21 protein-coding genes and 1 pseudogene are annotated in these 25,179 nt (G+C 65.5%); 4 read left to right on the top strand and 18 right to left on the bottom strand.

Going from position 1 to position 25,179, the window contains the following annotated elements:
* Positions 1–304: pseudogene (locus A37U_RS45825) on the top strand (IS256 family transposase); the annotation flags it as partial.
* 1,427 nt (positions 305–1,731) lie between these two features.
* Here A37U_RS45825 and A37U_RS0128875 read toward each other — a convergent pair.
* On the bottom strand, positions 1,732–3,378 hold the full coding sequence (locus A37U_RS0128875; RefSeq protein WP_020500159.1) for a DUF885 domain-containing protein: 1,647 nt from the start codon (positions 3,376–3,378) through the stop codon (positions 1,732–1,734).
* Between the two features lie 1,125 nt (positions 3,379–4,503).
* Here A37U_RS0128875 and hypF point away from each other — a divergent pair.
* Positions 4,504–6,804, top strand: coding sequence for a carbamoyltransferase HypF (gene hypF / locus A37U_RS0128870; RefSeq protein ID WP_026197713.1), 2,301 nt, complete (start codon positions 4,504–4,506; stop codon positions 6,802–6,804).
* A gap of 24 nt (positions 6,805–6,828) precedes the next feature.
* Here hypF and hypB read toward each other — a convergent pair whose 3' ends face one another.
* The 15 genes from hypB to A37U_RS0128795 form a co-directional block, all read right to left on the bottom strand.
* Positions 6,829–7,623 carry a hydrogenase nickel incorporation protein HypB gene (gene hypB / locus A37U_RS0128865; protein ID WP_026197712.1) on the bottom strand — a complete coding sequence of 265 codons (795 nt, stop codon included), beginning with the start codon at positions 7,621–7,623 and terminating at the stop codon, positions 6,829–6,831.
* 1 nt (position 7,624) lies between these two features.
* On the bottom strand, positions 7,625–7,954 hold the full coding sequence (locus tag A37U_RS0128860) for a hydrogenase maturation nickel metallochaperone HypA/HybF (protein WP_020500156.1): 330 nt from the start codon (positions 7,952–7,954) through the stop codon (positions 7,625–7,627).
* Positions 7,955–7,965: 11 nt separating this feature from the next.
* Positions 7,966–8,238 carry a HypC/HybG/HupF family hydrogenase formation chaperone gene (locus A37U_RS0128855; RefSeq protein ID WP_020500155.1) on the bottom strand — a complete coding sequence of 91 codons (273 nt, stop codon included), beginning with the start codon at positions 8,236–8,238 and terminating at the stop codon, positions 7,966–7,968.
* 13 nt (positions 8,239–8,251) lie between these two features.
* Positions 8,252–8,371, bottom strand: a complete 120-nt coding sequence (locus tag A37U_RS55095; RefSeq protein ID WP_020500154.1) for a DUF6893 family small protein — start codon at positions 8,369–8,371, stop codon at positions 8,252–8,254.
* A 23-nt stretch (positions 8,372–8,394) separates the two neighbouring features.
* Positions 8,395–8,883, bottom strand: coding sequence for a hydrogenase maturation protease (locus A37U_RS0128845; protein WP_020500153.1), 489 nt, complete (start codon positions 8,881–8,883; stop codon positions 8,395–8,397).
* Positions 8,883–10,298 carry a hypothetical protein gene (locus tag A37U_RS0128840; protein WP_020500152.1) on the bottom strand — a complete coding sequence of 472 codons (1,416 nt, stop codon included), beginning with the start codon at positions 10,296–10,298 and terminating at the stop codon, positions 8,883–8,885. The genes A37U_RS0128845 and A37U_RS0128840 overlap by 1 nt, the downstream gene beginning before the upstream one ends.
* On the bottom strand, positions 10,295–10,936 hold the full coding sequence (locus A37U_RS0128835) for a DUF6084 family protein (RefSeq protein ID WP_020500151.1): 642 nt from the start codon (positions 10,934–10,936) through the stop codon (positions 10,295–10,297). The genes A37U_RS0128840 and A37U_RS0128835 overlap by 4 nt, the downstream gene beginning before the upstream one ends.
* Positions 10,933–11,625 carry a DUF5947 family protein gene (locus A37U_RS0128830; protein WP_020500150.1) on the bottom strand — a complete coding sequence of 231 codons (693 nt, stop codon included), beginning with the start codon at positions 11,623–11,625 and terminating at the stop codon, positions 10,933–10,935. Before A37U_RS0128830 ends, A37U_RS0128835 begins: the two co-directional genes overlap by 4 nt.
* Complete coding sequence (locus A37U_RS0128825) at positions 11,622–12,491, bottom strand: NifU family protein (protein ID WP_020500149.1); 870 nt, start codon at positions 12,489–12,491, stop codon at positions 11,622–11,624. The genes A37U_RS0128830 and A37U_RS0128825 overlap by 4 nt, the downstream gene beginning before the upstream one ends.
* Positions 12,488–14,284 (bottom strand): nickel-dependent hydrogenase large subunit, encoded by a 1,797-nt coding sequence (locus A37U_RS0128820; protein WP_020500148.1) that lies wholly within the window; start codon positions 14,282–14,284, stop codon positions 12,488–12,490. The genes A37U_RS0128825 and A37U_RS0128820 overlap by 4 nt, the downstream gene beginning before the upstream one ends.
* 67 nt (positions 14,285–14,351) lie before the next feature.
* A complete protein-coding gene (locus A37U_RS0128815) occupies positions 14,352–15,422 on the bottom strand; it encodes an NADH-quinone oxidoreductase subunit B family protein (RefSeq protein WP_020500147.1) in 1,071 nt (356 codons plus the stop codon).
* A 20-nt stretch (positions 15,423–15,442) separates the two neighbouring features.
* A complete protein-coding gene (locus A37U_RS45820) occupies positions 15,443–16,258 on the bottom strand; it encodes a DUF6390 family protein (protein ID WP_205623053.1) in 816 nt (271 codons plus the stop codon).
* A gap of 28 nt (positions 16,259–16,286) precedes the next feature.
* The gene (hypE, locus tag A37U_RS0128805; protein WP_020500145.1) at positions 16,287–17,378 is read right to left on the bottom strand and encodes a hydrogenase expression/formation protein HypE; all 1,092 of its coding nucleotides are present in this window, start codon (positions 17,376–17,378) and stop codon (positions 16,287–16,289) included.
* Positions 17,375–18,487, bottom strand: coding sequence for a hydrogenase formation protein HypD (hypD, locus tag A37U_RS0128800; protein ID WP_020500144.1), 1,113 nt, complete (start codon positions 18,485–18,487; stop codon positions 17,375–17,377). Before hypD ends, hypE begins: the two co-directional genes overlap by 4 nt.
* Entirely contained in the window at positions 18,484–18,798 is a 315-nt protein-coding gene (locus A37U_RS0128795) for a HypC/HybG/HupF family hydrogenase formation chaperone (protein WP_020500143.1), read from the bottom strand. The genes hypD and A37U_RS0128795 overlap by 4 nt, the downstream gene beginning before the upstream one ends.
* Before the next feature lie 587 nt (positions 18,799–19,385).
* Between A37U_RS0128795 and nicT the strand changes: the two genes are divergently transcribed.
* Both nicT and A37U_RS0128785 read left to right on the top strand, forming a co-directional pair.
* A complete protein-coding gene (gene nicT / locus A37U_RS0128790; protein WP_040588975.1) occupies positions 19,386–20,525 on the top strand; it encodes a Nickel transporter NicT in 1,140 nt (379 codons plus the stop codon).
* A 1,167-nt stretch (positions 20,526–21,692) separates the two neighbouring features.
* Positions 21,693–22,592: a class I SAM-dependent methyltransferase gene (locus tag A37U_RS0128785; RefSeq protein ID WP_020500141.1), complete on the top strand. Its 900-nt coding sequence runs from the start codon at positions 21,693–21,695 to the stop codon at positions 22,590–22,592.
* Positions 22,593–22,660: 68 nt separating this feature from the next.
* Here A37U_RS0128785 and A37U_RS0128780 read toward each other — a convergent pair whose 3' ends face one another.
* On the bottom strand, positions 22,661–24,037 hold the full coding sequence (locus tag A37U_RS0128780; protein ID WP_026197709.1) for a lipase family protein: 1,377 nt from the start codon (positions 24,035–24,037) through the stop codon (positions 22,661–22,663).
* A 147-nt stretch (positions 24,038–24,184) separates the two neighbouring features.
* Positions 24,185–24,652: a hypothetical protein gene (locus tag A37U_RS48680; RefSeq protein ID WP_157183087.1), complete on the bottom strand. Its 468-nt coding sequence runs from the start codon at positions 24,650–24,652 to the stop codon at positions 24,185–24,187.
* Positions 24,653–25,179: the final 527 nt, after the last annotated feature.

Genomic DNA, 25,179 nt, shown 5'->3' with positions numbered 1-25,179 from the left:
GACGTTGTGGCACTCGGTGTTCGACCAGGCGGACACGGAAAGCGTTGTGGCGCAATACGATCGGATGCTCGACGCACTCGCCGAGAAACTCCCGAGAGTGGCCGATCATCTCGACCAAGCGCGGGCGGAGCTGTTGTCGTTCACCGGGTTTCCGAAACAGATCTGGCGGCAGATCTGGTCGAATAACCCGCAAAAACGGTTGAACAAGGAAATCCGACGCCGCACCGATGTCGCCGGGATCTTCCCCGACCGCGCCGCCATCGTCCGCCTCGTCGGCGCCGTGTTGGCCGAACAACACGACGAATCAGAGGTACTCGCCGGAGCTGCGTGAGGGTGCGTTGCGGATGCTCGATGAGGCCAGGCCCGAGCATCTGGACTTGATGGCTGCGGTGCGGCATGTTGCGGGGTTGCTCAGCCCTGACAAAGCCGGGACGTGTCAGTACTGCCAGCTGATGCGGGTCCGGCGAGCAGGATCGAGAGGAGTACGCGAGGAACCGATGTCGTAACGTCCCACAACGCTGAAATCGGCTCAAATCTGGTGGATATGGGCCGGGTGCGGTGCACGTCCCTGCGGGGGCAAATCCGGGTGAGTCTTGAAACGGGCCGCCGGAAGGCTGCGCTGAAGGGTCTGCGGCGTAAGCGTAGCGAGGCCGCTGGGGCAGAGTCGGGCTCCTCCTCGATCAAGCGAACCACAGTGAACACGGGAACCACTTCGGATTTCGCCCACCTCCACAAGTCCATTGTGGAGGTATGGGCTGGGTTCATCGTCAACCGATCAGTCTGGAGTGGGGCGGAGTCGCCGTAGTACTCCGAGTCAGGGAAAGCCTGGTGCATGGGGAAGGGCGACAGCGGAGGAGATGGTGGCTGTCATGCCGAAAGACGCACTACTGCACGGTGATGCCCCCGGCCGAGGTTCCGAAAGGGCCACGGCAACGGGTATCGGAGATGCAGGCCGAGCTGCACCGTTGAGCCGCGGCCGATCCTGGCCGCAGGTTCGACGATGTGTCCAACTTCGTGTATGACCCGGCTACGCTGATCGTGGCGTTCACCAGGGTCGCGGGAAACCGAGGTGCGAATACGCCCGGCGTGGACGGTCTCACGGCCATCCTGATTTTGATCTCTCTGCGGCGAAAGTCGCGGCCCTACATAAGTACGTGTGTACGCTGTATCAGATCCTCACCACATCGTTTTGCGACCGGTCCACGGCCAACAGTTCGGCCCGGTTGACTGCATGCTGGTTTCTACCCGCTGAGCAACGCGTGTGTTGGCAGCACGTCACGGAAACTGCTGTCCAGTAATTCGGTGAGCTGTCCCTCGGATCGCGGATCAGCACGCCTGCGCCGATGCTGTCTTCGATCGTGTGATCGCCGTATTCGGCGGCTCTCACCGCTGCGAATGGGGAATTCCTCTCGAATCAGAACTCGAACCATAATTTCAATCCCAGCACGTCCTGGTGAACGCTCTCAGCGCGCCGCAGGCCGGCGACAGCCTGGCCAGTGTGGTTGTGTACGGGCATCGCTTACACTTCCGTACCTGGTTGCGGTCGGTCGGCTGCTCGCCGACCGTAGCCAAGGCACGGTGTTGCTCACCCGCCGCCCGTCCGGACAAGATCCCGTGCCCCGCGACAAGTGCCCGGACACCGAGCTGACCCGGCAATCGGTGGGATCTACACGACTCCGCTACTCCGCGCTGCCCCGCATCGGCGACGCCGTGGCGCGTCGGTGGCGTTGATCACCGCACAGTGTCGATCCAGTTGTCGACGACCCCGGCCAACACGGTCATCGGCAATGGGCCGTTGGTGAGAACGAGGTCGTGAAATGCCTTGAGTTCGAACTTCGTGCCGAGTCGGTGCTCGGCCACGGCTCGCAGGCGCTGGATCTCCAGGCGCCCCATCATGTACGACAACGCTTGGCCTGGCCACTCGATGTAGCGGTCGATCTCAGCCTGCACGTCTGCTTCGGACAGCAGGGTGTGCGTACGCAGGAACTCGACCGCGTGCCGGCGACTCCAGCCTCGTGCGTGCAGCCCGGTGTCGACGACCAACCTGGCCGCACGCAGGGAATCCTCGGCAAGCATGCCCAGTCTTGCGAGGCTACCGGTATACAGCCCCATCTCATCGGCAAGCCGTTCGGCGTAAAGCGCCCACCCCTCGACGTAGGCAGTGATGTCCGCGAGACGGCGAAGCATCGGCAGCCCGTGGATCTCCTGCGCGAGCGCCAGCTGGAAATGGTGCCCCGGAACGGCCTCGTGGAACGCCACCGCCTCCGCGGTGAACCGGTCACGTTCCTGGGCCCGGTAGGTGTTGGCGAAATACGTTCCCGGGCGGGAACCGTCCAACGCGGGTCGGTTGTAGTAGGCGGACACGGCGGGCGCTTCGTTTTCCGGAACGGGCTCCACGACGCAATGTCCGGTGGGCAGCCGCCCGAACCAGCCCGGGGCCGTTCGCTCGGCGCGCCCGACCGTCTCGCGTGCGGTGGCCAGGACCTCCTCTGGGGCCTGCCACCGCAACGCCGGGTCCGTGCGGAGCCGGTCATGTACCTCCTCGGCGGTTACGGCACCGAAGACCCGAGAACCGATCTCGACGTACTCTCCGGCAAGCTCCTCGATGAGGTCCAAGCCTGTCTGGTGCAGCTCGTCCGGCGTGTGTCCGGTGGTCGTATGCTCCCGACACAGCGCCGCGTACACCATCTGCCCGTCCGGCAACCAACACAGGCCCGGCTTTTCCGTCGGCCTTCCACGCGGTACGACCTCGGTGTCGATCACGTCACGGTAGCGGGCGAACGCCGGACGGACTACGTGTTCCAGGAGCTCGTCACGCTCGGTGGCACGCGAGCCGGTCAAACCCGGCTCGCGAAGCGGATCGCGCTCCGGGGCGGCAAGGTACTGGTCGAGAGCGGCGACGGCGACGCGCCCCAGGTAGGCAACCGGAAGCCTGCCCGAGGCCATTCCTGCACGGTGACGCTGCGCGGCATCCGCGAGATAGCTGGGAATCGCGGCCAACCTGGTCAGATAGGAACGCTCCGCCTCATCTCCCGCAGGCCGCAGCAGCGCGAGGCCATGCAGCAGCGATCCGGCGGGCGCGGTCAGCTGAAACGCAAGCGTGTGTTCGATCAGTTCGGCGTCCACTCGTGTCACCAGAGCCTTCGCCTGCTCCACGACGACAGCCCGGGTCACGACGTCCTGTTCGCCGAGTCCATCGAGGCTGCTCGCACGCTGGGCGATGTACTCGGCGTGAGCCCTGTGCGCAAGACCGGCCCCTGTGCTGAGATCAGCCAATCTGTGGTCATGCCCGCGGACTCCGAGCAAGGAGGCCCGCACCGGACTCTCGTGGTGGAGCAGGGCAAGCATCCCGTCGGCGAGCTCGGTCACAGTGTTCATGTGAGTACAGATACTCGATCAACCGCTCGGCCGACACGGAGTTTTGCGATCACGCCAGCCGAACCAACACCTCCTCACCCAGCCCGGTCCAACACACCCCGCAAGCGACGATCACGGTCAGTACCTCGTCCGGTCCTCCCCGGGCGCCGACACGACTTCAGCCACACTCCAGCACCACGACGGCTTGTCTACGGCCCGGTCGTTTCGACGGCACCCGAAACCCGCACGATCACCAACGCCGGTGACATCTTTCTCGCCACCGGCTGCCGGTCGCACGGCACCCGCGATCATCCCAGTGTCGTAGCCATAGGTGGGCCCAACCGTGGTCCCGGCCAGAACCTCCTGGGTCGGCTGCTGCGATACCTCGACGAGCGGGCCACGCCACGGAGCCCCCATCGTCGGCTGGAACACCAGGGCTGACCGATGTGCGGGGATGCGCGGACAGCACAAAAGAAGTGCCCGATCAACGCAACACGCGGCCCCGGCTCCCTGTTCATCGGCACGTCCGAGCCAACGTCACGACAGGGCCGTGGGTGACGCAGGGCACCGTTGCACCCGTGAAGTCAGTAAAGTTAGCCTTGCCTAATTTCAGCAGATCGAGAAGCCTGCTGTTCATCGAATCGACGACGAGGTGAGGAAACCGAATGACGCACCGGTCCTGGGATGCCGAGACACGGCGCCACCTGGCGTCGTGTTCCACGCGTGCTCGCCTGCCACTCGATCCGGGCGCCGAGCTCGCGCGCCGTGCTTGGCTTCCCTGTGCATCCTGCGACCATGGCGGCGATTGTGCCGACTGCCTCGACGGTGTGAACTGTGCGCGGCACTGGCAATACCTACTGAGTAACAGGGGTTCGCGCGTCTGTTTGCAGTGCCCTGACTGCACGAGTCTGTGGACAGTGGACACCAGGGCGCTCCGCTCGGCTCGTGATCCCGGAGAGCGCAGGAACGCGGTATTCGCCCACGGTGAGCAGATCGGCCGGTAAACCGAGCAGCGGTCCGGTGGCGGGTGCCGACAGGCCATCGCACGACGAGCGCGGGCGGTACGACGCGGAATCACGGCACAGTGCCGTCGACCCGATCGTGTCGGCGGCTGCCACGCGGCTCGACTGGGTGCAGACTGGAGCCATGGAGCAACGGGTCCGGCTCAGGGTCCGGGTCACCGGTGTCGTGCAAGGGGTGGGTTTCCGCCCGTTCGTCTACGGCCTGGCGACCCGGCTCGGGTTGGCCGGTTTCGTCGGTAATGATGTGCATGGGGTGTTCGCCGAAATCGAGGGGGCGGTTACGGCGGTCGAGCGGTTCGTCCACGCTCTCGAGGCGGAACCTCCACCACTGGCGGCAGTGGACGAGGTGCACAGTACGGTCGTTCCCGTCCGCGCCGAACCGGGTTTCCGCATCGTGGAGAGCACCGATGCAGGACATCGTGACACGCTGATCGCCGCGGACAGCGCCACCTGCGCCGATTGTTTGGCGGAGCTCGCCGATCCCACCGATCGGCGGTTCGGCTACGCGTTCACCAACTGCACGAATTGCGGGCCGCGCTTCACCATCGTCACCGGGATTCCCTACGACCGCCCGTCGACGACGATGGCCGGTTTCGCGCTGTGCCCGCGGTGCGCCCGCGAGTATCATGACCCGGCCGATCGCCGGTTCCACGCGCAACCGGTGTGCTGTCCCGACTGTGGTCCGCGACTGCGCCTGGTCGACGCGGCGGGACAGGAGTCAGGCGCGGACCCGGTCGCGGGGGCGGCCGCGCTGCTGCGCGAAGGCGGCGTGCTGGCGGTGAAAGGGCTCGGTGGTTATCACCTGGCCACCGATGCGCGCGCGGAACGGGCGTGTGCGGCGCTGCGCTCCCGCAAACACCGGGAAGACAAGGCGTTCGCGGTCATGGTCGCCGATGTCGATGCCGCGCGCGAGCTGTGCCGACTGGAGCGCGCCGAGGAGCCGGTGCTGACGAGCAGACGCCGACCGATCGTGTTGCTGCCGAGACGGCCGGATGCGGTCGTTGCCGCCTCGGTGGCACCGCGGAACCGGGAACTCGGTGTGATGCTGCCCTACACTCCACTGCATCACCTGCTGCTGGGCATCTTCGGCGGGCCGATCGTGCTGACCAGTGGCAACGTCTCGGACGAGCCGATCGCCTACCGTGACGAGGACGCCATCGAGCGATTGGCACCGATCGCGGACGGATTCCTCATGCACGACCGGCCGATCCATACCCGCACCGATGATTCCGTCGTGCGCCCCGATCCCACCGGACGCGGCGCGGAATGCGTGATCCGCCGCTCCCGTGGTTATGTGCCCGAACCACTGCGCGTGGCCGCCGGCTTTCCCCGGGCGGTGCTGGCTTGTGGTGCGGAATTGAAGAATACGTTCTGCCTCGCGCAAGGCAGCCGCGCATTCATCTCGCATCATATCGGTGATCTGGAGAACCTGGAGACACTGCGCTCGTTCACCGAGGGCATCGAGCAGTTCGGCCGCCTGTTCGAGATCACACCGGAAGTGGTCGCCTTCGATCTGCACCCGGAGTACCTGTCCACCAAGCACGCACGAACCCTGAACGGTCTCGCGACGGTCGGTGTGCAACACCATCACGCGCACATCGCATCCTGTCTGGCCGACAACGAGCGCACGGAGTCGGTGATCGGAGTTGCCTTCGACGGCACGGGTTTCGGCACGGACGGCACCATCTGGGGCGGCGAGTTCCTGCTCGCCGATCTACTCGGATTCGACCGCGCCGGTCTGCTGAGCCCGGTCCCGATGCCCGGGGGCGCCGCCGCTATCCGTCATCCCTGGCGAATGGCCCTGGCCCATCTCGACGCCGCGTTCGACGGAGCGGTGCCGGAAAAGCTCGGCCTGCACGATCGGCACGAGCAGGAGTGGGACGCGGTGCTGACCATGCTCCGGCGCGGATTCAACAGTCCGCGCACCTCCAGCGCCGGGCGGCTGTTCGACGCGGTGGCCGCGATCCTGGGTGTCCGGGACTCGGTGCACTACGAGGGGCAGGCCGCGGTCGAGCTGGAACAGCTGGCCGACCGCCGGGAACACGATGCCTACCCGGTCACCATCGGCACGGCGGAACCGTTCCAGCTCGATACCGGTGGGCTGATCCGCGCGGTCACCGAGGACCATCTGTCCGGGACACCGGTCGAGGTGTCGGCGGCGAGATTCCACCATGGACTGGCCAGTGCGATCGCGTCCGGTTGCGCCCTGATCCGCGAGCGTACCGGGCACGAAACAGTGGCCTTGTCCGGCGGGGTGTTCGCCAACACGCTGCTGACCGGGGCATGCCTGCACCGGTTGAGGGAACAGGGTTTCACGGTGCTCACACAGGCAAGGGTCCCGTGCAACGACGGCGGGATCAGCTTCGGTCAGGCCGTCATCGCGGGCGCCCGGGACCGCGCGGGCACCCTGGCACCCACTCCGTGACGCTTGTTTCGGTCGGCGGCCGAATCACGGCAGGATCGGTTCAGCGGCCGCCCCAGCCGAATGGGCCTGCTCGGTCAGCCAGGCGAACCAGTCCCGCATACCCGTTCCGCGGGTGGCGGATACCCGCTGCACCGGGGCGGACGGGTTGATCGTGCGCAAATCGGCGTGAAAGCGGTCCTCGTCGAAATCCACGTATGTCACCAAGTCGACCTTGTTGAGCACCACCAGGTCCGCGCCCCGGAACATGTGCGGGTACTTCAGCGGCTTGTCCGCCCCTTCGGTCACCGACATCAGCACCACCCTGGCCTGCTCACCGAGGTCGAACAGCGCCGGGCAGACGAGGTTGCCGACGTTCTCGATCAGCACCACCGCGCCCTCCTGCGGATCGAGGGCGCGCAGGCCTCCCGCGAACATCTCGGCGTCGAGGTGACAGCCCGCACCGGTATTGATCTGGACCGTCGGAGTACCACCGGCCCGGATCCGGTCGGCGTCGATGGGGGTTTCCTGGTCCCCTTCGATCACCGTGATCGACAAGCCGGTTGCTTCCGCGACGGTGCGCTCGAGCAGGGTGGTCTTGCCGGACCCTGGCGAGCTCATCAGATTGATCGCCGCGATGTGTCTGGCGGCCAGCCATCCGCGGTTGCGTTCGGCGAGCGCGGCGTTCTTGGCGAGCACGTCCTGTTCGAGCGACACCGTCCTGAGCGTCCGTTCGGGCTCGTGATGATGGGAATGCCCGTGCTCGTGGGAATGCTCGTGCGGCAGGGCGGTGCCGTCCACCCGTACCCCTGCTTCGTCCGAGCAGCCGCATGTCGCGCACATGTCACATCACCTCAACCGATCTGATACGGAGTTGGGTACCGGAACGCAGGTCCACCTCGGCGCTTCCGCAGGCGCACAGCACGATCTGATCCGCGGTGCTGAAGTCCGCACCGCAACCTCGGCAGTGCGCTCGCGCATCCGGTTCCTCGATATCCAGGCGGGCGCCCTCGAGTGTCGTTCCTTCGGTCGCGAGCTCGAAACAGAAGCGCAGTGCGTCCGGAAGCACGCCGGAGAGCTTGCCGACTTCGAGGCGCACGCCGACGATCCTGGCGGTGCCCATCCGCTCGGCGACACCTTCCACGATCTGTTCGCTGATCGCGAGCTCGTGCATGGCCCCACCTCCTATCCGTTCCCCTCACGAACCGGTCTGCCGGGCAGCTCGGCGTCCGGGCGCCCGATCGTCTCCAGTCCGGCGAGCGCGGCGGCGGCCTGCTCGGGCTCCACCCGTTCCATGGCGAAGCCCATGTGGATCACGATCCAGTCGCCGGGCCCGATCGCCGCCGGTTCGAGCAGGCCGATGTTCACTGTTCGCCGTGCCCCCGCGACCTCGACCACGGCGAGTTGGTCGTTGTCGGGGGCGAGTTCGACGACGCAGCCGGGAATACCCAGGCACATTGCCCGCTCCTGCCTACATGTCCCGGATACGCTGGTAGCGTTTGACGTCCGGGACGGAACGGATCCCGAGCACCACCGCGGCGCCGAGCCCGATGAGCAGCATCATGGTGGTGAGTTTGCCGATCTTGCGCATGGGTTCTCTCCTTTCCTCGATGGTCACCCCGCCGTCGCGGCGAGGTCGGCCAGTTCGTGCTCGAGCAGTGAGCGGATCGCGGCGAGCGCGGTCGGCACCGCCTGCGCGACCGGTGCGGAAAGCCCGATCCCCTCCGAGATCCGCTCCGGGCGGCAGCCGACGAGGAAGGTACGTGGCAGGCGGCCGCCGAGCATCCGGCAGCTCGCGAGCACCGCGCCGGGATGCATACCGTGCGCGTCGAGCCCGCCGTGCGTCTCGAGGTGTTCCTCGGTGATCTCCAGTACGTGGACGGCGCCGGGCCGTTGCTCTCCGGGTATGGCGTCGACGAGGACCAGGGCCGCGAATCCGTCGAGCAGATCGTAGGCGAGATGCATTCCCCGTATGCCGTAGTCGACGAGGCGCACATGCGCGGGCAGGCCCTCGGCGGCCAGGGCGCTCGCGACCTCGCTGCCGAAACCGTCGTCGCCGAGGAAGATGTTGCCGATACCGGCGACGAGGACGCGTTCTTTCATCACATCGCTTCCTTCCCCTCGGCAGGGAGCGGCTCGACTTCTCCGGTGCCGAAGTACAGGTACCGCCCGTACCACTCGTGCAGTTCGCTGGCCGGGTCGTCGCGCAGCAATACGGCGAGGTGGATTCTGCCGTCGACGTCGTGGTGCACTCCGACCACGGTGGCCACCTGACCGGCGAAGAACAGGTCCTGCGCGTCGGCCCGGGCACCGGGACGCAGCAGGACCGCGCTCCCCCGTCCGATGGCCACCCCGTCGACCTCGACGGTGTCGCTCGCGGGATCGACCGCGGCGTCGACCGCCGGATCCCACCATGGTGCACCGCCGGTCTCGGCCGGGGTGTACCAGGTGGGTACCGGCTCCGGCGCGCCCCCGGCGAGCGTGCCGATGCCGTGCATCCGCGCGAGATCGGCGGCACTCATGTGCTCGCAGCGGTCGACGATCTCGGCCGCGCGCGGATCGGTGGCCCTGGCTTGGCGCTTCTCTTCCTCGGTCATCGTCATCACCCGCAACGAGAGCAGTTCGTCGATCTCGGTGGAGTCGAAAAGCGCACCACGGCTGTGTTCGGCGATCCGGGGATGATCGGGCAGGATGATCGGGGCGGCCAGGACGGTATCCGCGGATTCAGGCTCCCCGAGCAGTACGGGCCAGAGCCGGTCACTGCGGCAGCGCGCCGCGGCGGCCCCGGCCCACGGAGGAGGATCGATCACCGAAGCGAACCGGGCGTTCTCGGCGTGCAGCACCAAGTGGGCGCTGAGCAGAGCGTGCCGCAGCGCACGCGTGCGGTCGTCGGTATGGCGGTCGTCGGGCTCGGTCGGTTCCTCGACCGCCCCGCTGCCCGTGGTGTTGCGAAGTTCGAGGCGCAGTCTGCGCACCGGTCCGGTGCCCGCTGCACAGCTGACCCGCAGCACGGCCTCCGCCGCCCAGCGACGTCGGACGAGCCGACCGATGACCGCACCCGAATCGCCGTGCTGGTCTTCGAGGTCCACTCCGCCCGGCACCGAGATCGGGACGCTCTGCGCGGTCGTGGTCAGCGCATCGAGGTCGAACCAGCCGAGATTCCTCTCGTGTTCGTGGGCCTCGTCCCAGTTCACCCAGGAACCGTCCGTGCCGTGCAGCTCCTCGGTTGCGACGAACCGGCGCTCCCCGGCGCACCGTTGCACGGTGCGTGCCTGCAGCTGGAGGAACCGGGCGCGGATCGCGATCTGCCCGCCGCCGGTTCCTTCGATGAGACAGTCGGTGGCCATGGTCGACGGTTCGACGGGCACCGCGCCGGCAGGGCTCGGTGGCCCGAGAACGCCGAACTGCCAGCGGATCTGGTTTTTCGCCGCCGAGGCCCGGTAGGGATATAGCAGGTATCCCTCGTAGAGGACCGCGTCGGCGACGGCGCGCGCGCCCGCGAACGGATCTTCGGTCATGGCGCATGCGCCTGCGATCGGGCCAGCAGCGTGGTGCATGCCTCGTCGAGATCGAGCAGTCCCCGCTCGGCCTTGAACCGGTGCAGCGCGGCCACGGTGTCATGGCGCAATCGAATCCAGCCGGTGTCCGGGTAGTGCTCGGCGATCAGCGCATGCCACACCTCGACCGGCATCCGGTGCTCGACATCGTGGTGCCAAGCGATCTGTTCGACGCCGAAACCGCTCGTTCCCCGGACGAACACGGTCCCGGCGAAGCTCAGCGACAACGGAACCTCTCCCGTGCCGAGCGTGTGCAGGTATTTGGCGGCGGTACATTCGAAGTCGTAGGTCGCCGGGATCGGGAGCTCGACCTCCGTGGTCTCCTGGAATCCCGGCACAGCCGCCGCGCAGTGGGTCCACAGAAAGGGTTTGAGTGTGCGCCCCCACCGGGACGGTTCGCCGAACAGATCGGCCAGTCCGGTCCGTTCGGTTTCGTCGTAGTGCCTGCGTTGCGCGTCGATGCGCACCTGGGCACGCAACAGCATGGCGTGTACCCGTTCGCCGGTGTTTTCCTGGATGCGCACCCGGACCTGCAGTATCGGCACGACGGCGTACCGTTGCGCGTGGATATCGAGCACCTCGAACCGCAGCTGGGTCATCGCGCCTCGCACACCTCGACGGGCCGGCATTTGCCGCGCAGTTCGGTGAAAAACCCTTCCAGCCGCTCCCTGGCCTCCTGTCCACCGTCGAATCCGCGCCAGCTCATGCGCAGATGCCCGACCAGCTCGTAGCAGCTGTCGATGGGCACCAGGAAGCAGGCGAAACCGCCGTCCTCGCTCGGCGGGGCGAGATTCTCCGCACCCGCGTCCGCCACGAGGACGGCCTCCACATCGGGCATGGCAGTGCGCAGCCGGGGGTTGGCCGCCAGAATGTTCTCCCACGCCTCGATCGGCAGTTCGGATTCGGTGGCCCCTGCCGGACTGGGATAGCACGCGACCGTGCGGCCGAGCCGGGAGTTGTGAAAGAAGAACGCCAGCCCCACCGGGATCTGCAGCGCCTCCCACTGAACCCGGTCCAGCACGAATTCCGGGAAAGCGAGATACCGCTGCGGGATCGTGCGGTAGTGCCCGGCGGACGCGTCGGTGTCGAACAGCAGCGCGCACGGTCGGCAAGTGCACAACAACCGGCGTGAGTCGAGATCGACCACGTGCCCGTGGTGTTCCTCGATTCGCTCGGCGCACATCTGACACCGTTCGACGACCGCCTCGCCCTCCCCGATGTCTCCGCGCAGCGCCATCCGCAACGACCGCACCGCCGTGCCGACCGAGAACCACTCCCCGACCGTCATGCCGGGACCGCTTTCGGCAGCGCGATCTCCAGCTGACCATCCGATTCGAGTAACGGCAAGGGGTCGAGGTGGACACCCGCCTCGAACTCGGCGATTCCCGCTTTACGGACATCGAATCCGGTGCCGCACTGCGGGCAGGTCAGTGTCCCGGTCTCGATCGGGATACCGACCTGCCCGAGCCGCTGCCCGCACTGGCCGCACCGGTCCCGGTAGGCGTACATGGTGCTACCCAGGTGGCAGAGCAGCACCTCCACACCGCCCACGGTCATCGGGGCACTCGCCCCGGAGGGCAGATCCGGCGCACGGACAGGCTCCCAGTGCGTTCCCGGTGAGCTGTCTGCGGGCAACATCCGCTGCAGCAGGGAATCCGCCGGAATCACCGAGGCGCCATCGCGTTCGGCGCCGGTGTCCACCGACTCGACCCGCTCGATCTCCGGAGCGGCCGCCTCCACTGCTGCCTCGACGGCCAGCTTCAGAGTCACCGAGGAGGACGGGCAGCCCTGGCAGTTGCCGAGCAGCCGCAGTCGCGCGACACCGTCCTCGGTGAGTTCGAGCAGTTTCACCTCACCGCCGTGCGAGCGCAGGTACGGACGTACCCGCTCGAGCGCCTCCTCGACGCGTGTGCGGGCGTCATCGGGGTGTAGTCCGTGCAGCAGCAGAAGCCCCGAGACCAGGTCGTCGCGTGCGAGCCGGTCGAGGAGCTCGGTCGAGAGCGCGCCGGTCTCGTGCACGACCTCCAGGATCCGCTCGATGCCGGAACCGTGGAATTCGGTGACCAACCGCACCAATTCCTCAGCCCGTGCCCGCGAGAGCGGTCCGTTGGCCGCGAACGAAGCCAGCAGTTCCTCGATCCGTTCGCCGTTCATTCGGCCGGGCTCCCACTCGGCGAGTGCAGCCGCTCGATCGATTTGCCCTTCCCGAGATACATGTGCACCCCACACGGCAGACACGGATCGAAACTGCGAACGGTGCGCATGATGTCGATGCCCTTGAAGTGCTCCCGGTCGTTCTCCTCGAACAGCGGCTGCTCGGCCACCGCGTCCTCGTAGGGTCCCGGCGTGCCGTAGTTGTCGCGCGGGCTGGCGTTCCACGGCGTCGGCGGGTACGGGTGGTAGTTCGCGATCTTCCCGTCGCGCACGACCATGTGGTGTGAGAGGACACCGCGGACTGCCTCGGTGAACCCGCAGCCGATCCCATCCTGCGGCACCTCGAACCGCTCCCAGGTCTTGGTGTTGCCCGCGCGGATCTCGGCGAGCGCCTGTTCCGCGAAATGCAGCGCGCACACCGCGGCGTACGCCTGGAAGTAGGTCCGGGCCCGGTTTCGCTCGAGTGTGTTGCTCCATTTCGGGATCTTCCACTCCAGCCGCATGGCCGGTTTCAGTCCCGTCTTGGGCAACTCCATCTGGACACTCGAGCCGGTTGCCTTGAGATGGTCGGTCTCGACCAGCCCGGCCAGCGCCGTCGTCCAGAGCCTCGCCAGCGCCCCGCCTCCGGTGTCCAGCGCGAGGTGGTCGTGCCCGTCGAACCAGCGCGGTGACATCACCCAGCTGTATTTGTCGTCCAGGTCCCTGCGCTGCGGGTGCGGGTTGGTGTGCTGGTTCCACGGGTGCCGCGCGTCGACCGGGTTGCCGAGCGGATCGTGGCTGACGAACTTCTCCTGGCCTTCCCAATCGTCGTAGTAGGAGCTGCCGAGCAGGATACGGATGCCGAGGTTGATGTCGACGAGGCTGGTGGTGACCAGTTTGCCGTCCACGACGACACCGGGGGTGACGAACATCCGCCGGCCCCAGGCGACCATGTCCTTGTAGGAGAAGTTGCACACCTCGGGGTCCTGGAAGGATCCCCAGCAGCCGAGCAATATCCGGCGGTTGCCGACCTGTTCGTAGCCGGGCAGTGCCTCGTAGAAGAAGTCGAACAGGTCGTCGTGCATCGGCACCGAGCGCTTCATGAACTCGATATAGCGCATCAGCCTGGTCATGTAGTCGGTCATCAGCTGGATCGTGGCCACCGTGCCGACACCACCGGGGTACAGCGTGGAAGGATGCACGTGCCGCCCTTCCATCAGGCAGAACATCTCCCTGGTCGAACGGCTGACCTGGAGCGCCTCGCGATAGAAGTCCCCGGAGAACGGGTTGAGCGCACGCATGATGTCCGCGATGGTGCGGTAGCCGTGCGCGGCGGCGTTCGGCGCCGCGGTGTTCTCCGCCTTGGCGAGTACACCGGGATTCGTCTCGGAGACCATCTTCTCGCAGTAGTCCACCCCGACCAGGTTCTCCTGGAAGATGTTGTGGTCGAACATGTATTCCGCGGCCTCACCGAGATTGACGATCCATTCGCCGAGATGCGGTGGTTTCACGCCGTAGGTCATGTTCTGCGCGTAGCACGAGCAGGTCGCGTGGTTGTCACCGCAGATACCGCAGATCCGGCTGGTGATGAAGTGCGCGTCGCGTGGGTCCTTCCCCTTCATGAAGATGCTGTACCCGCGAAAGATCGACGAGGTGCTCTTGCACTCCGCCACGGTGTTGTTGGCGAAGTCGACCTTGGTGTAGATCCCGAGACTGCCCACGATCCTGGTGATCGGATCCCAGTTCATCTCGACGAGGTTCGGCTCCGAGGGCTTCTTCTCGGTCTGCCGGTGTTGGGCTTTCGTGGATGTCATCAGCGGCCTCCGTAAGCCGTGTCGGGAAGGGTTGGCGGCTCCGCTCGAGCGCGGTCGGTTCCCGGTCCTAGCGTTCCTGCCGGTAACCGGTCAGCAGCTGCCGACCGCGCTGGCGCCACTTGGGTTCCTTGTCCAGAGTCTTACGGGTGATCCCGCGCAACGAACGCATGACCGAGCCGTAGCCGGATACGACGGTGGTGGACAGCTTTCCGCCCGGTGGCTCGTCCATGAACGGCATGAACTTGTCGGGGAATCCCGGCATGGTGCAGCCGATGCAGATGCCGCCGACGTTCGGGCACCCGCCGATCCCGTTGATCCAGCCCCGCTTCGGCACGTTGCACCGCACGACCGGACCCCAGCAGCCGAGCTTGACGATGCACTTCTCCGAGCCGTATTCGTGGGCGAAATCGCCCTGCTCGTAGTAGCCCGCACGGTCACATCCCTCGTGCACGGTCTTACCGAACAACCAGCTCGGCCGCAGCGCCTCGTCCAGCGGGATCATCGGCGCCTGGCCGCTGGCCTGGTAAAGCAGATATGTCAGGGTCTCGGACAGGTTGTCCGGGTGGATCGGGCAGCCCGGTACGCACACGATCGGCAGCCCGGCCTTCGACTTCCAGTCCCAGCCCAGATAGTCGGGAACTCCCATGGCTCCGGTCGGATTCCCTTCCATGGCATGGATACCACCATAGGTGGCGCAGGTGCCCACGGCCACGATACCGAGAGCCTTGGGCGCCAACCGGTCGAGCCATTCGTTCGTGGTGATCGGCTGCCCGGTCTCCTCGTCATTGCCGAAACCGCACCAATAGCCGGATCCGCTGATCTCCTCATTGGGGATCGATCCCTCGACGACGAGGACGAACGGCTCCAGCTCGCCGCGGTCGGCCTTGCGGAACCATTCGAGGAAATCATCGGCCCCCTTCTCCGAACCGCATTCGAAGTCGATCAGCGGCCAATGAACCGCCACGTTGGGCAAGCCGGGAAGCGCGCCGAGCGCGATTTCCTCGATACTCGGCTGGGTCGCCGCGGTGAGCGCGACGGAATCACCGTCACAGCTGAGTCCGGCATTGATCCAGAGGATGTGGATGACCGGATCTTCGGTGCGCGCACCGGCATTCTCCGGCACGGTTTCTGTCGGCATGATGTCACCACCTTGAGAATTCATCCGAAACGGGCCACACGGGAAATACCGCTGTCCGAACGGCTTGACGCGGCCACCGGCCGGGATTCCGAACGCCGCATCCGGCCGTCTTGCGCGGCGATCGCCCTGCTGGTCCTGCGAAGCTGTGCCTCGGTGCCGTCGCGCAGTGCCTCGAGCTGCTCCGGGCCGAGTCGATCACACACCCAGTCCCAGTGCAGCGCGACCTCGTCCCCTTCGGCCAGCCCGGCCACCAGTGCGGATTCCCACTGCCGCCAGCGCGGACGTTCCACACGTTCCTGGCCGAGGTGCAGATGTGCACCGTCCCAGCACAACGGCTTCGAGAGCACGGAAGCCCGATCGCCATCCAGCCCGATCACCGTCCCCCACCGGATCCGGCAGTTGTCCAGAATGGTCAGAGCCGGCCCCTCGGTGTGCTCGAGCATTCCGGACCAGGGATAGACCTCGAAGACGTGGAAACCGTGGTGCGCGCGTGCGGTGCCGTCGGCCAGTCCCGCCATGCGGGCTCCGTGCTGTCCCCGGAACTGTTCGCTCAGCGCCTTTGCGAACAGTTCGCCGTCCACCTGCTCGAGCAGCGGCCCACCCAGCCAATACGCCTCCACGATCGCGCGGTCGAGTGGATTCGCATACCCGGTCGCGAACGCGATGGTCTGCAAATAACACCAGGCTCCAGCGAACCGGCGGGCGAGCCGCACAGCGGATTCGCCGGTGAACCGGGCGTCGTATGGAATCGCCGAAGGCGGCCCGCAGTAACCGAGCTCATTCGGCGGATACGCGTAACGGGCGAACATGGCGGCACCGTCCTCAGAAGCAGACACGCATCCTCCCTTCGAATGCACTCATGACTCAGCAGATGCGCGGCAACTGCTCGCCGATCGGAAGGTCGACCACCCGCGTCGCGCCGATTCCGGTGCGCGCGACCATCGCACCAGGGTGCTCGGCGACGCATCGCCCGATGTACACCGCGTCCTGCCCGGCCTCGTGTCCGCGCATCGCCTCCAGCACCCGGTCAGCCTCCTGCTCGGCCACGATCGCCATCAGCTTGCCTTCATTGGCCACGAACATCGGATCCAGGCCGAGCAGACCGCAGGCGTTGGACACGGCCTCGGGAACCGGTAACCGTGACTCTTCGATCTCGATCCCGACCTCTGAGCTCCGCGCGATCTCGTTCACCGCCGCCGCCAGGCCACCGCGGGTCGGATCGCGCAGGACATGAATGTCCGCGCCGGTGCCGATCATGACATCGACGAGGTCATTCAGCGCAGCGGTGTCACTTTCGACCGTGGTGCCGAAATCGATGCCCTCCCTGCTGCTCATCACCGCGATGCCGTGCAACCCCAGGCAACCGCTGAGCAGCACGGCATCGCCTGGCTGTGCTCGATCCGGGCGGATGTCCACGCCATCCGGGATCACGCCGATACCAGCGGTGTTGACGTAGATACCGTCACCATTCCCGGAATCGACGACCTTGGTGTCGCCGGTCACCAGCCGGACTCCCGCCCGTTCGGCCGCCCACCCCATGGACCGCGCCACGCGAGCGAGATCTTCCAGTGGGGTGCCCTCTTCCAGGATGAACGACGTGGAAAGGAACATCGGCCTGCCACCGCACATCGAGACATCGTTGACCGTGCCGTTGACCGCGAGATCGCCGATGTTGCCTCCGGGAAAGAAGGTCGGCTTGACCACATACGAGTCGGTGGAGAACGACAGCCTGCCCGGCTGCGCAGCGATGACGGCGGCGTCGCCGAGTTCGGTCGTGCCCGCGGCACCATAACCGGGTTGGAACAGATGCGTCACCAGTTCTGCCGACAGGGCACCGCCCGCGCCATGTCCCATCACGATGTTCGGCGAGTCGCGCAGGGGAAGCGGGCAGACCCAGGAATCGGCGTCGATCGCGGGACCGCTCGCCGTGCTCGTGGGCAGCGTGTCCTCAGTCATCGTGATGCTCCCGCCGGAAGGAGATCGAGCCTGCGGTACTGGTAGTAGGCCGCGCATGCGCCCTCGGAGGAGACCATGGTGGCCCCGAGTGGATTACGCGGTGTGCACTGTTTCCCGAAGGCCGCGCACTCGTTGGGTTTGATCAAGCCCTGCAACACTTCGCCCGAGCGGCAGACCGACGACTCATCGGTGTGGATGTCGGCCACCGCGAACCGCCGCTCGGCATCGAATCGCCGGTACCGCTCCGAAAGGCGCCAGCCGCTGCGCGGAATCGAACCGATCCCCCGCCATGCGCGGTCGGTCACCTCGAACACGTCCCGCAACATCTCTTTGGCGACCGGATTACCGTCCTCCGGCACCGCCCGGCGGTAGGCGTTCTGTACCTCGTGACGCCCGGATTCCAGCTGCACGACGGCCTGGCGGATACCTTCCAGGATGTCCAGCGGCTCGAACCCGGTCACCACGATGGGGACCTCGAAGCGCTCGGCCAGGGCCGGATACTCACGTGTCCCCATCACACTGCACACATGCCCCGCGGCCAGGAAACCCTGCACACGACACGATGGCGATTCCATGATCGCGGCGATCGCCGGGGGAACGAGCACGTGCGAAACCAGCAGCGAGAAGTTCTCGATACCGAGCCGCTCGGCCTGGTACACGGTCATCGCGTTGGCCGGGGCGGTGGTCTCGAAACCGATCCCGAAGAACACCACCTGCCGCTGCGGATTCTCCTTGGCGATCTTGAGCGCGTCCAGTGGTGAGTACACCAAGCGGATGTCGCTTCCCTCGCTCTTGATGCGGAACAAATCGTGCTTGCTGCCCGGCACACGCAGCATGTCGCCGAACGAACAGAAGATCACGTCCTCGCGCGCCGCTATCTCGAGCGCCTTGTCGATGATCTCCAGCGGGGTCACGCACACCGGGCACCCAGGGCCGTGGATCATCTCGATGCCTTCGGGAAGCAGCTGATCGATCCCATGCCGGATAATCGAGTGTGTCTGCCCGCCGCACACCTCCATGAGCGCCCACGGCCTGGTCACCGTCGCATGAATCTGGTCGAGCAATCGCCGGGCCAGTTGCGGATCGGAGAACTCCTCCAGGTATTTCACGGCAGCTCTCCCTTCCCAGCGGTCGATTCCTCATCCATGCCGGCCTGTCGCCTCGCCAAAGCCAGCTGGTCCCCGAACTCCTCCTCGAGGTAACCCAGATTCTCGAAGCTGGCCAGTGTTTCGCGTGCGGAAGACTCATCGAGGCGCTGGATCGCGAACCCGACATGGACGATGACATAATCACCGAGCTCGACATCGGGGATGTATTGCAGACAGACATCCTTGCGCACGCCGCCGAAATCGACCTCGGCCATGCGCGTGTCATCTTCATCGCGCAGATGGACAACTTTGCCCGGCACCGCGAGGCACATATGCGCCTTCTTTCCGGCCGAAGCCGGCGGAAGCGGCGGGATAGGACTACCCGTCGCACTGTGGTGGGTCAGTCAGTTCCGCGGGTGTGTCCTGGAACACATCTCGTAGTACCCGTGTATAGACTCGCCGACCGCGCCTGTCAACAGCTGCCGACCCGAAGGACCCGATCGGCTGGCTCGGCTCCGAAAATCGCCACTTCCGTACGCTCGCAGTGATCGACAATCCGAATACCGGCCGTACGCTGATCCCGATCCAGCTCGCACCGGGAATCGCACGGATTCCCGGACCGTTCGAAGCCGCGCTCAGGAAGAACACACCGGATCATCGGCCGCCAGAAACTGCTAATTGCCAATTCCTGGCAACAGTTCTAGCCTCACAGACACACAACTGATCGCCTGACCGCCGCGCGCTTCGAGGCGATACCGACCGACTCGGCACCGGCGGACCCGACGGCCAAAAATATAGGTATGCCACGATAAACCTGGCGAAGAGTGACGACCACTGACGCCGTGGCACAACGAGATCGTTCCTCTATAGGTCTGGTCCCGTGATTGTTCACCGAAGTGAGCGAAGGAGAGGTACAGCGATGAACAGATCCGGGTCGTCCACCGAAAACTCCGCTTCCCCGGTAGTTCGCGCCCCATGGCGGACTTATGTTTGGATGTACGCTGTAGTTGCCATTTTCCACATTCTCGGATGGGTCATACTGCTCGCATTCGTGGTACCGGGAAATTTTCAGCTCGGCACCAACGGAACCTTCGGGATCGGCCTCGGTGTCACCGCATACACACTGGGACTCCGGCACGCTTTCGATGCGGATCACATCGCCGCGATCGACAACACCACTCGTAAGCTCCAGGAAGAACATACCGCCATCAATCGCGGGAACCGACCGGTCTCGGTAGGGTTCTGGTTCTCACTCGGCCACTCGACCGTGGTCGTCGTGATGGTAGCGCTGATAGCCTTCGGGCTGCACGCGCTGGCAGGTGAGATCAGTGACCAGAACTCCGTGATAGAACAGAACGCGGGACTGTTCGGCGCATCGATTTCCGGGATATTCCTTCTGTTCATCGGCGGTCTCAATCTACTGATCCTCGTCAACCTCGTCAAAGTGTTCCGCCGCATGCGTCATGACGATTTGGACGAGTCCGAGCTCGAGCACCAACTCGACCAACGCGGATTCTTGACCAGATTTTTCGGCAGACTGATGCGATTCGTGCGCCGACCATCACATATTTATCCCATCGGCGTACTTTTCGGATTCGGTTTCGACACCGTGACCGAGGTCGCCCTGCTGGCAATCGCGGGAGCCGCGGCGATCGGCAATCTTCCGTGGTATGCGATCCTCGTCTTGCCCATACTCTTCACTGCGGGAATGACACTGATGGACACCACCGATGGTGCTTTTATGAATGCCGCCTACGGATGGGCCTTCGCCCGCCCGGTACGCAAGGTTTTCTACAACATCACCGTCACCGCCGTCTCCGTACTGGCGGCGATCATCATCGGGATCATCGAACTACTCGGTGTCATCGCACAGGCCACCGACACCACCACCGGAGTTCTCGGCCTCCTCGGCACCCTCGACCTGGACTATGTCGGCTACGCCATGGTCGCCGTACTGATTCTCTCCTGGGGCATCGCGCTCGCGGTCTGGCACTTCGGCAACGTGGAGAATCGCTGGAACGCCAAGCAGCGAACCGCGCATGAATACCGACCATCCTGAGCGAGCAGGACATCGACCCGGTTACGTACTCCAGCGGTTCGGTCATCGGCGAAACCGGGGCGCTGTGCTGGTCGCGGGAACCTCTTGTTCGGACGCACATTCTCGACGGACCCCTCCCGACATGTGCTGCACCCGAAACCAGTGTGAAACTGAAAACGTGTCATCGACATATCAGTCGAATCGCGGCTCAGGTGAGGCGACAACACTGACATGGTGGAGGCCGCATCTCTGTTGCGGCAGCAACAGCCTGACTCGTGAATCCGCCACGTTTAGCCTCCGGTTCGGTAGTTCAACCGCCGAACCACCGTGCTTGTCCAGGTTGCGTAGTCACCAATCAGCGGCCCCTCGGGTATGGATACGCGCCGCGATGCCGCGATAGCGTCGGGATTGGCTCCGGTAGCGCGGCGAGGGGCCTTCAGCCCCGGGATGGTGCAGGTCGCCGGACCCCGCGGCAGCGGCGTTGGTGAAGACGTTTCATCGATTCCTGGTGGCCCGAAAGTCCGCCGAAATCGAAAGTGGTGAGGTACCGGGGACCTGGGAATCCGGGTCGACGCCATCCGGCGTGCCCCAGAAGGAGGCGGTGGACTGCGTGTATGGACGACGGGGGGCTGCGACCCTTCAGCGTTACCTCGACAACCTGGCCGCACGGCCTCCGCGGCGAAGATCGCCGCAGCCATCGTGTTCCTCGCATCGAACGCGCCCAGAGATTTTTCCGGTGTCATGCTTCCCGGCATGCATCGACTACGACGGCCGCACCAAAACGACCTGTACGACAACGGCCTACGGCTCGACACGGACCACATGCTCCGGGAACCGCGGCCGCGCACACCCCACTCGAGTGTCCTCGAGGCACACACGACGCTCCACGAGGACCGGCCATTGACCCACTACGCACTGGCCAGACCACGATCCACCACCCGCTCCACACGGCCACCGTCATGAACGACGGCGGATAGCCGTTCCACGAACCCCCGGAAGCACAACATCGGGCCAACGGTCGCGCACCTGACCATGCGAGTCTGCCGGCGCCCCGGTGAACGGCCGTTCTCCAGTGCCGTTTCCGGGTTCCCCTCAAGGCAACGTGGCGTACGGCACGCTTGCTTGCTTGGTACAAGCATTCGGGTGGAGGGTTGCGATAAGTAGCCGCAAAAGTATGGAGCGTAAGGTATGCCAAGGCACGAAAACGATGAATGGGACATCGCTTCGAGCGTCGGTCTGACCGCGATCGGTGTGGCCAGCGGTCGGGCGATCGAATCGCAGCGCAGCGATCGTCTGATCGTCGATCCGTATGCCGCGCTCTTGGTGGACGCCTCCGGGGTCCCGACACCAACCCGCGAACCAGAGCCGGGCGAGGGGCAGGACCACGAGCTCTGGTCGAACATGTCCACCATGATGGGGATTCGCACCAGGGTCTTCGACGACTTCTTCATCGAGGGATGGCGCGAGGGCGTGACCCAGGCCGTCGTTCTGGCCTCCGGGCTGGACGCCCGCGCGTGGCGCCTGGAATGGCCCGCCGATGCGACGGTGTTCGAGATCGATCAGCCGCGGGTGTTGGCGTTCAAGGACGATGTGCTGGCCAAGGAGGGCGCCGAACCTCGCTGTGCACGTCGTGCGGTGGCTATCGATCTGCGCGAGGACTGGCCGGCCGCGCTGGAGCAGGCGGGATTCGACCGCACTCGGCCGACCGCGTGGCTGGCCGAGGGCCTGCTGCCCTACCTTCCGGCGGAGGCCGAGGAAAAGCTCCTCACCGCGGTGCACGGGCTCTCCGCGCCGGGCAGCCGCATCGCCGTCGAGCATGCGGACTCGCTCACCACCGTGCTGGATTCGCTTGACTCCGCGGACGGCTGGGCGGAGCGACTGGGCGAGCAGTTCCAGGTGGATGTCGCCGATCTTTTCTATGACAACGACAACCGCCCCCGTCCCGACACGCGGCTGACCGAGCTCGGTTGGCAGGTGACCGTCACCAACGGGCGTGAGCTGGCGATCAAGTACGGGCGCGAACTGTTCGAGATCGCCCAACAGTTCGGCGAGCACCAGCGCATCGTCACCGCCGGCCTGGCGCGATAGCCGCTGCTGGCCCGGAAGTCGATGATTTCCGGGCCAGCAGCGGGGTGCGAACTCCGCCGGATGGACGACTACCGCGCGCCGGGCCGCTCGAACGCGATCGGGTCGAGCGAGTTTCCGGGCTTGATCGAGGCGCAGGTGTTCTTCGGCCGGTCGCCGCGGAACGCCTCCGGGAGCCTGGTCATCGTGTCCAGTGCCCAGGTCCCGGCCGTACCACCGTGTTCCAGCGGCTGTTCCTTGTAGTCGACGGGGACGCCGGCCGCGCAGTACTTGCGGGCGAGGCTGCGCACATCACCGGCGACCATGACGCCGTCCCCGCGCCCGATGCCGGGCTTGTTGTTGTCGAAGGTTCCGTCGACCTCCCCGGCAAGCCCTTGCTGGAACAGCATCGGCACGGTCGGGGTGCCGTGGCTGCCCATGATCAGGTCGTTGAGCGTGCTGACCACCTCGGGAATCGACTCGGGTTTGGCGTACTGGGGTTTCACCAGATCGGCGAACTTGATCGTGCTGAACTTCTTCAGCGAGGCGGCCACACCGTTGAGCGTGGCACCGGCGATGCAGGAGTTCTGCGCCTTGGCGATCAAGTCCTTACCGAGCGGGCTCAGGTACTTGTCGAGGTTGATCCCATAGGCCCGGGACAGTCCGGCGAAAGCCATCGGCATCACGCCCGCCCAGACAAGCGAGCCATCCACGTAGTGGATATTGTGCACGGGGTCGGCGAAAACACCCCCCAGTGAAGCCAGAACCAGGCGGCGATCGACGTCGGGAGCGTATTGCGGCGCCTGCTCAGCGGCCCACTCGGTACCGATGGCGCCACCGGAATATCCGCCGATCGCCACCTTCGCGTCCTCGGTCAGCCCGGCATCCGCCGAATGTTGTGCCGCGCGGATACCGTCCAGGACCATTTTCCCGTTCTCCGGCCCCGCGGTGTAGTGCAGCTTCGTCCCTTCGAAATCCGGTATAGCGACGGTGTAACCATGCAGCAGCAGGGGAATGAGCATCGTCTCGGCGCTGGCGATGAATCCGGGATCGAACCCGCCCGCGATCGCATACGAAGGCTGACAATTCGGACTCAACGCGTCATAGGCGCTCTGATAGGAGACGAGTTTGTCCGAGCGCCCGCCACTCGGTTTGAACACCGAGGTAGCCGCGACATCGACCCTGCCCTGGGTATCGGTCGTGCGATAGAGCAACTGCACCACCTGGACCGGAAGAGGGATCTTCTCGAAATGCATCTGGGTGAGCCGAGTCTTGAGCACCGTACCCGGTGCGATCTCGGACAGCGGTTTCGAACCGGTGTACCGGTAGAACGGATCATCCTGCGGGGCGGGGACCTTGCCCTGCTCGACCGTCCGCGCCCCGGAACCGGTCGCGGCCGCTGCTGATCCCATCCCGAACACCGAAAGCGCGGCCACGCACGCGGCCACCAGGCGAAGACGAAAGCGCATCACGACCTCCAATGACGATTACTGGCGGGTAGTCAAGCAAAACGCGGTGAATCTGACAAGGGCTCTCACCACTTTTGGGGAGGTCGCCGAGCGGTCCGGGAAGAACGACCACGCGGAGCCAACGACGGATGAATTGTGCCCATCGGTCTATGGCCTTCCGGCAGGAAAGCGTGAATACCGATCGGCATGATCGTGAATAATGGTCGCGTCCGCGCCGGCATGCCCGTCGACCGAAGACCGATCCGGACCACCCGGCCGAACACCGTGACGGTGTAACGGAGGCCCGCGGGCACCCTTTCCGGCGCGGACCCGCCCTGTGTGGGACCAGGTGACCAGAACGGTGGCGGCGGTGACGGGCCTGATCCCGGTTTCCTCGACAAAGTCGGCGACGGTGCTGGCCTCCACGAGCTCACCGATGCGGGTGGTGTTGTCGGTGCTTTCGGTGTCGAGGGCGAGGGTCCTGTTGGCCAGCCGGACGGCTTCGGGGCGCGCGGTCGCGGTGGCGAGGTCTTCTGCTCGCGGGCGCCAGCGGGAGATCTCGGTGATCTTCCTGGCACCGAGGGGGCGCCGGGCATCGATACCGAGCTCAGCGACGCCCGGCTCAGCGACGCGCACGACCCGTAGCGAGCGCACATCCCTGCAATTCCCGAAGCAGAGACGTTCGTTCCTCGGTAACGGTGAGGGGATCAGGGGTGAGTGCTTCCGCGAGCCTTTACCCGCCGGCTTCAAGCCTGTGCAATGCGCCGATGTCCCGAATAGTTTGGCAAACGTCCCAGCGGGCAGAGCAGGGACCACCGCGATACACGCGTGCTGAATCGGAACACGGCCGACCCGCCTTCGGGCCGACCGCATGAAAGCTTCTTCGGCCTCACGGCGCTGCTGCTCACCCGGCGGCATTCGCGAATTTCAACGGTCACCGGCACTACGGCAGGGATGAGCGTGTGCGGGGAGTCGGGTATCACCAACACCCGGGCAGGTTTCCTCGAAGATCAGCACCGCCCATCCAGGGCCCGGAGTGCCTTCACCGCAAGTGTCAAACGGCGTGCCCAGATAAGCATCCGCACAGCACCAGAGCTACCGCGTGTCTCGTTTCAGAGGAGGCTCACATCTTTGAGTGATGTGTTTCTGGTTTGGGCAGTTGT

Origin of the sequence: Sciscionella marina DSM 45152 (genome assembly GCF_000379465.1) — a bacterium.
GTDB lineage: Bacteria > Actinomycetota > Actinomycetes > Mycobacteriales > Pseudonocardiaceae > Sciscionella > Sciscionella marina.
Note: the sequence above shows the minus strand (reverse complement) of the source record. Positions and strands in the feature narration are given on the sequence as shown.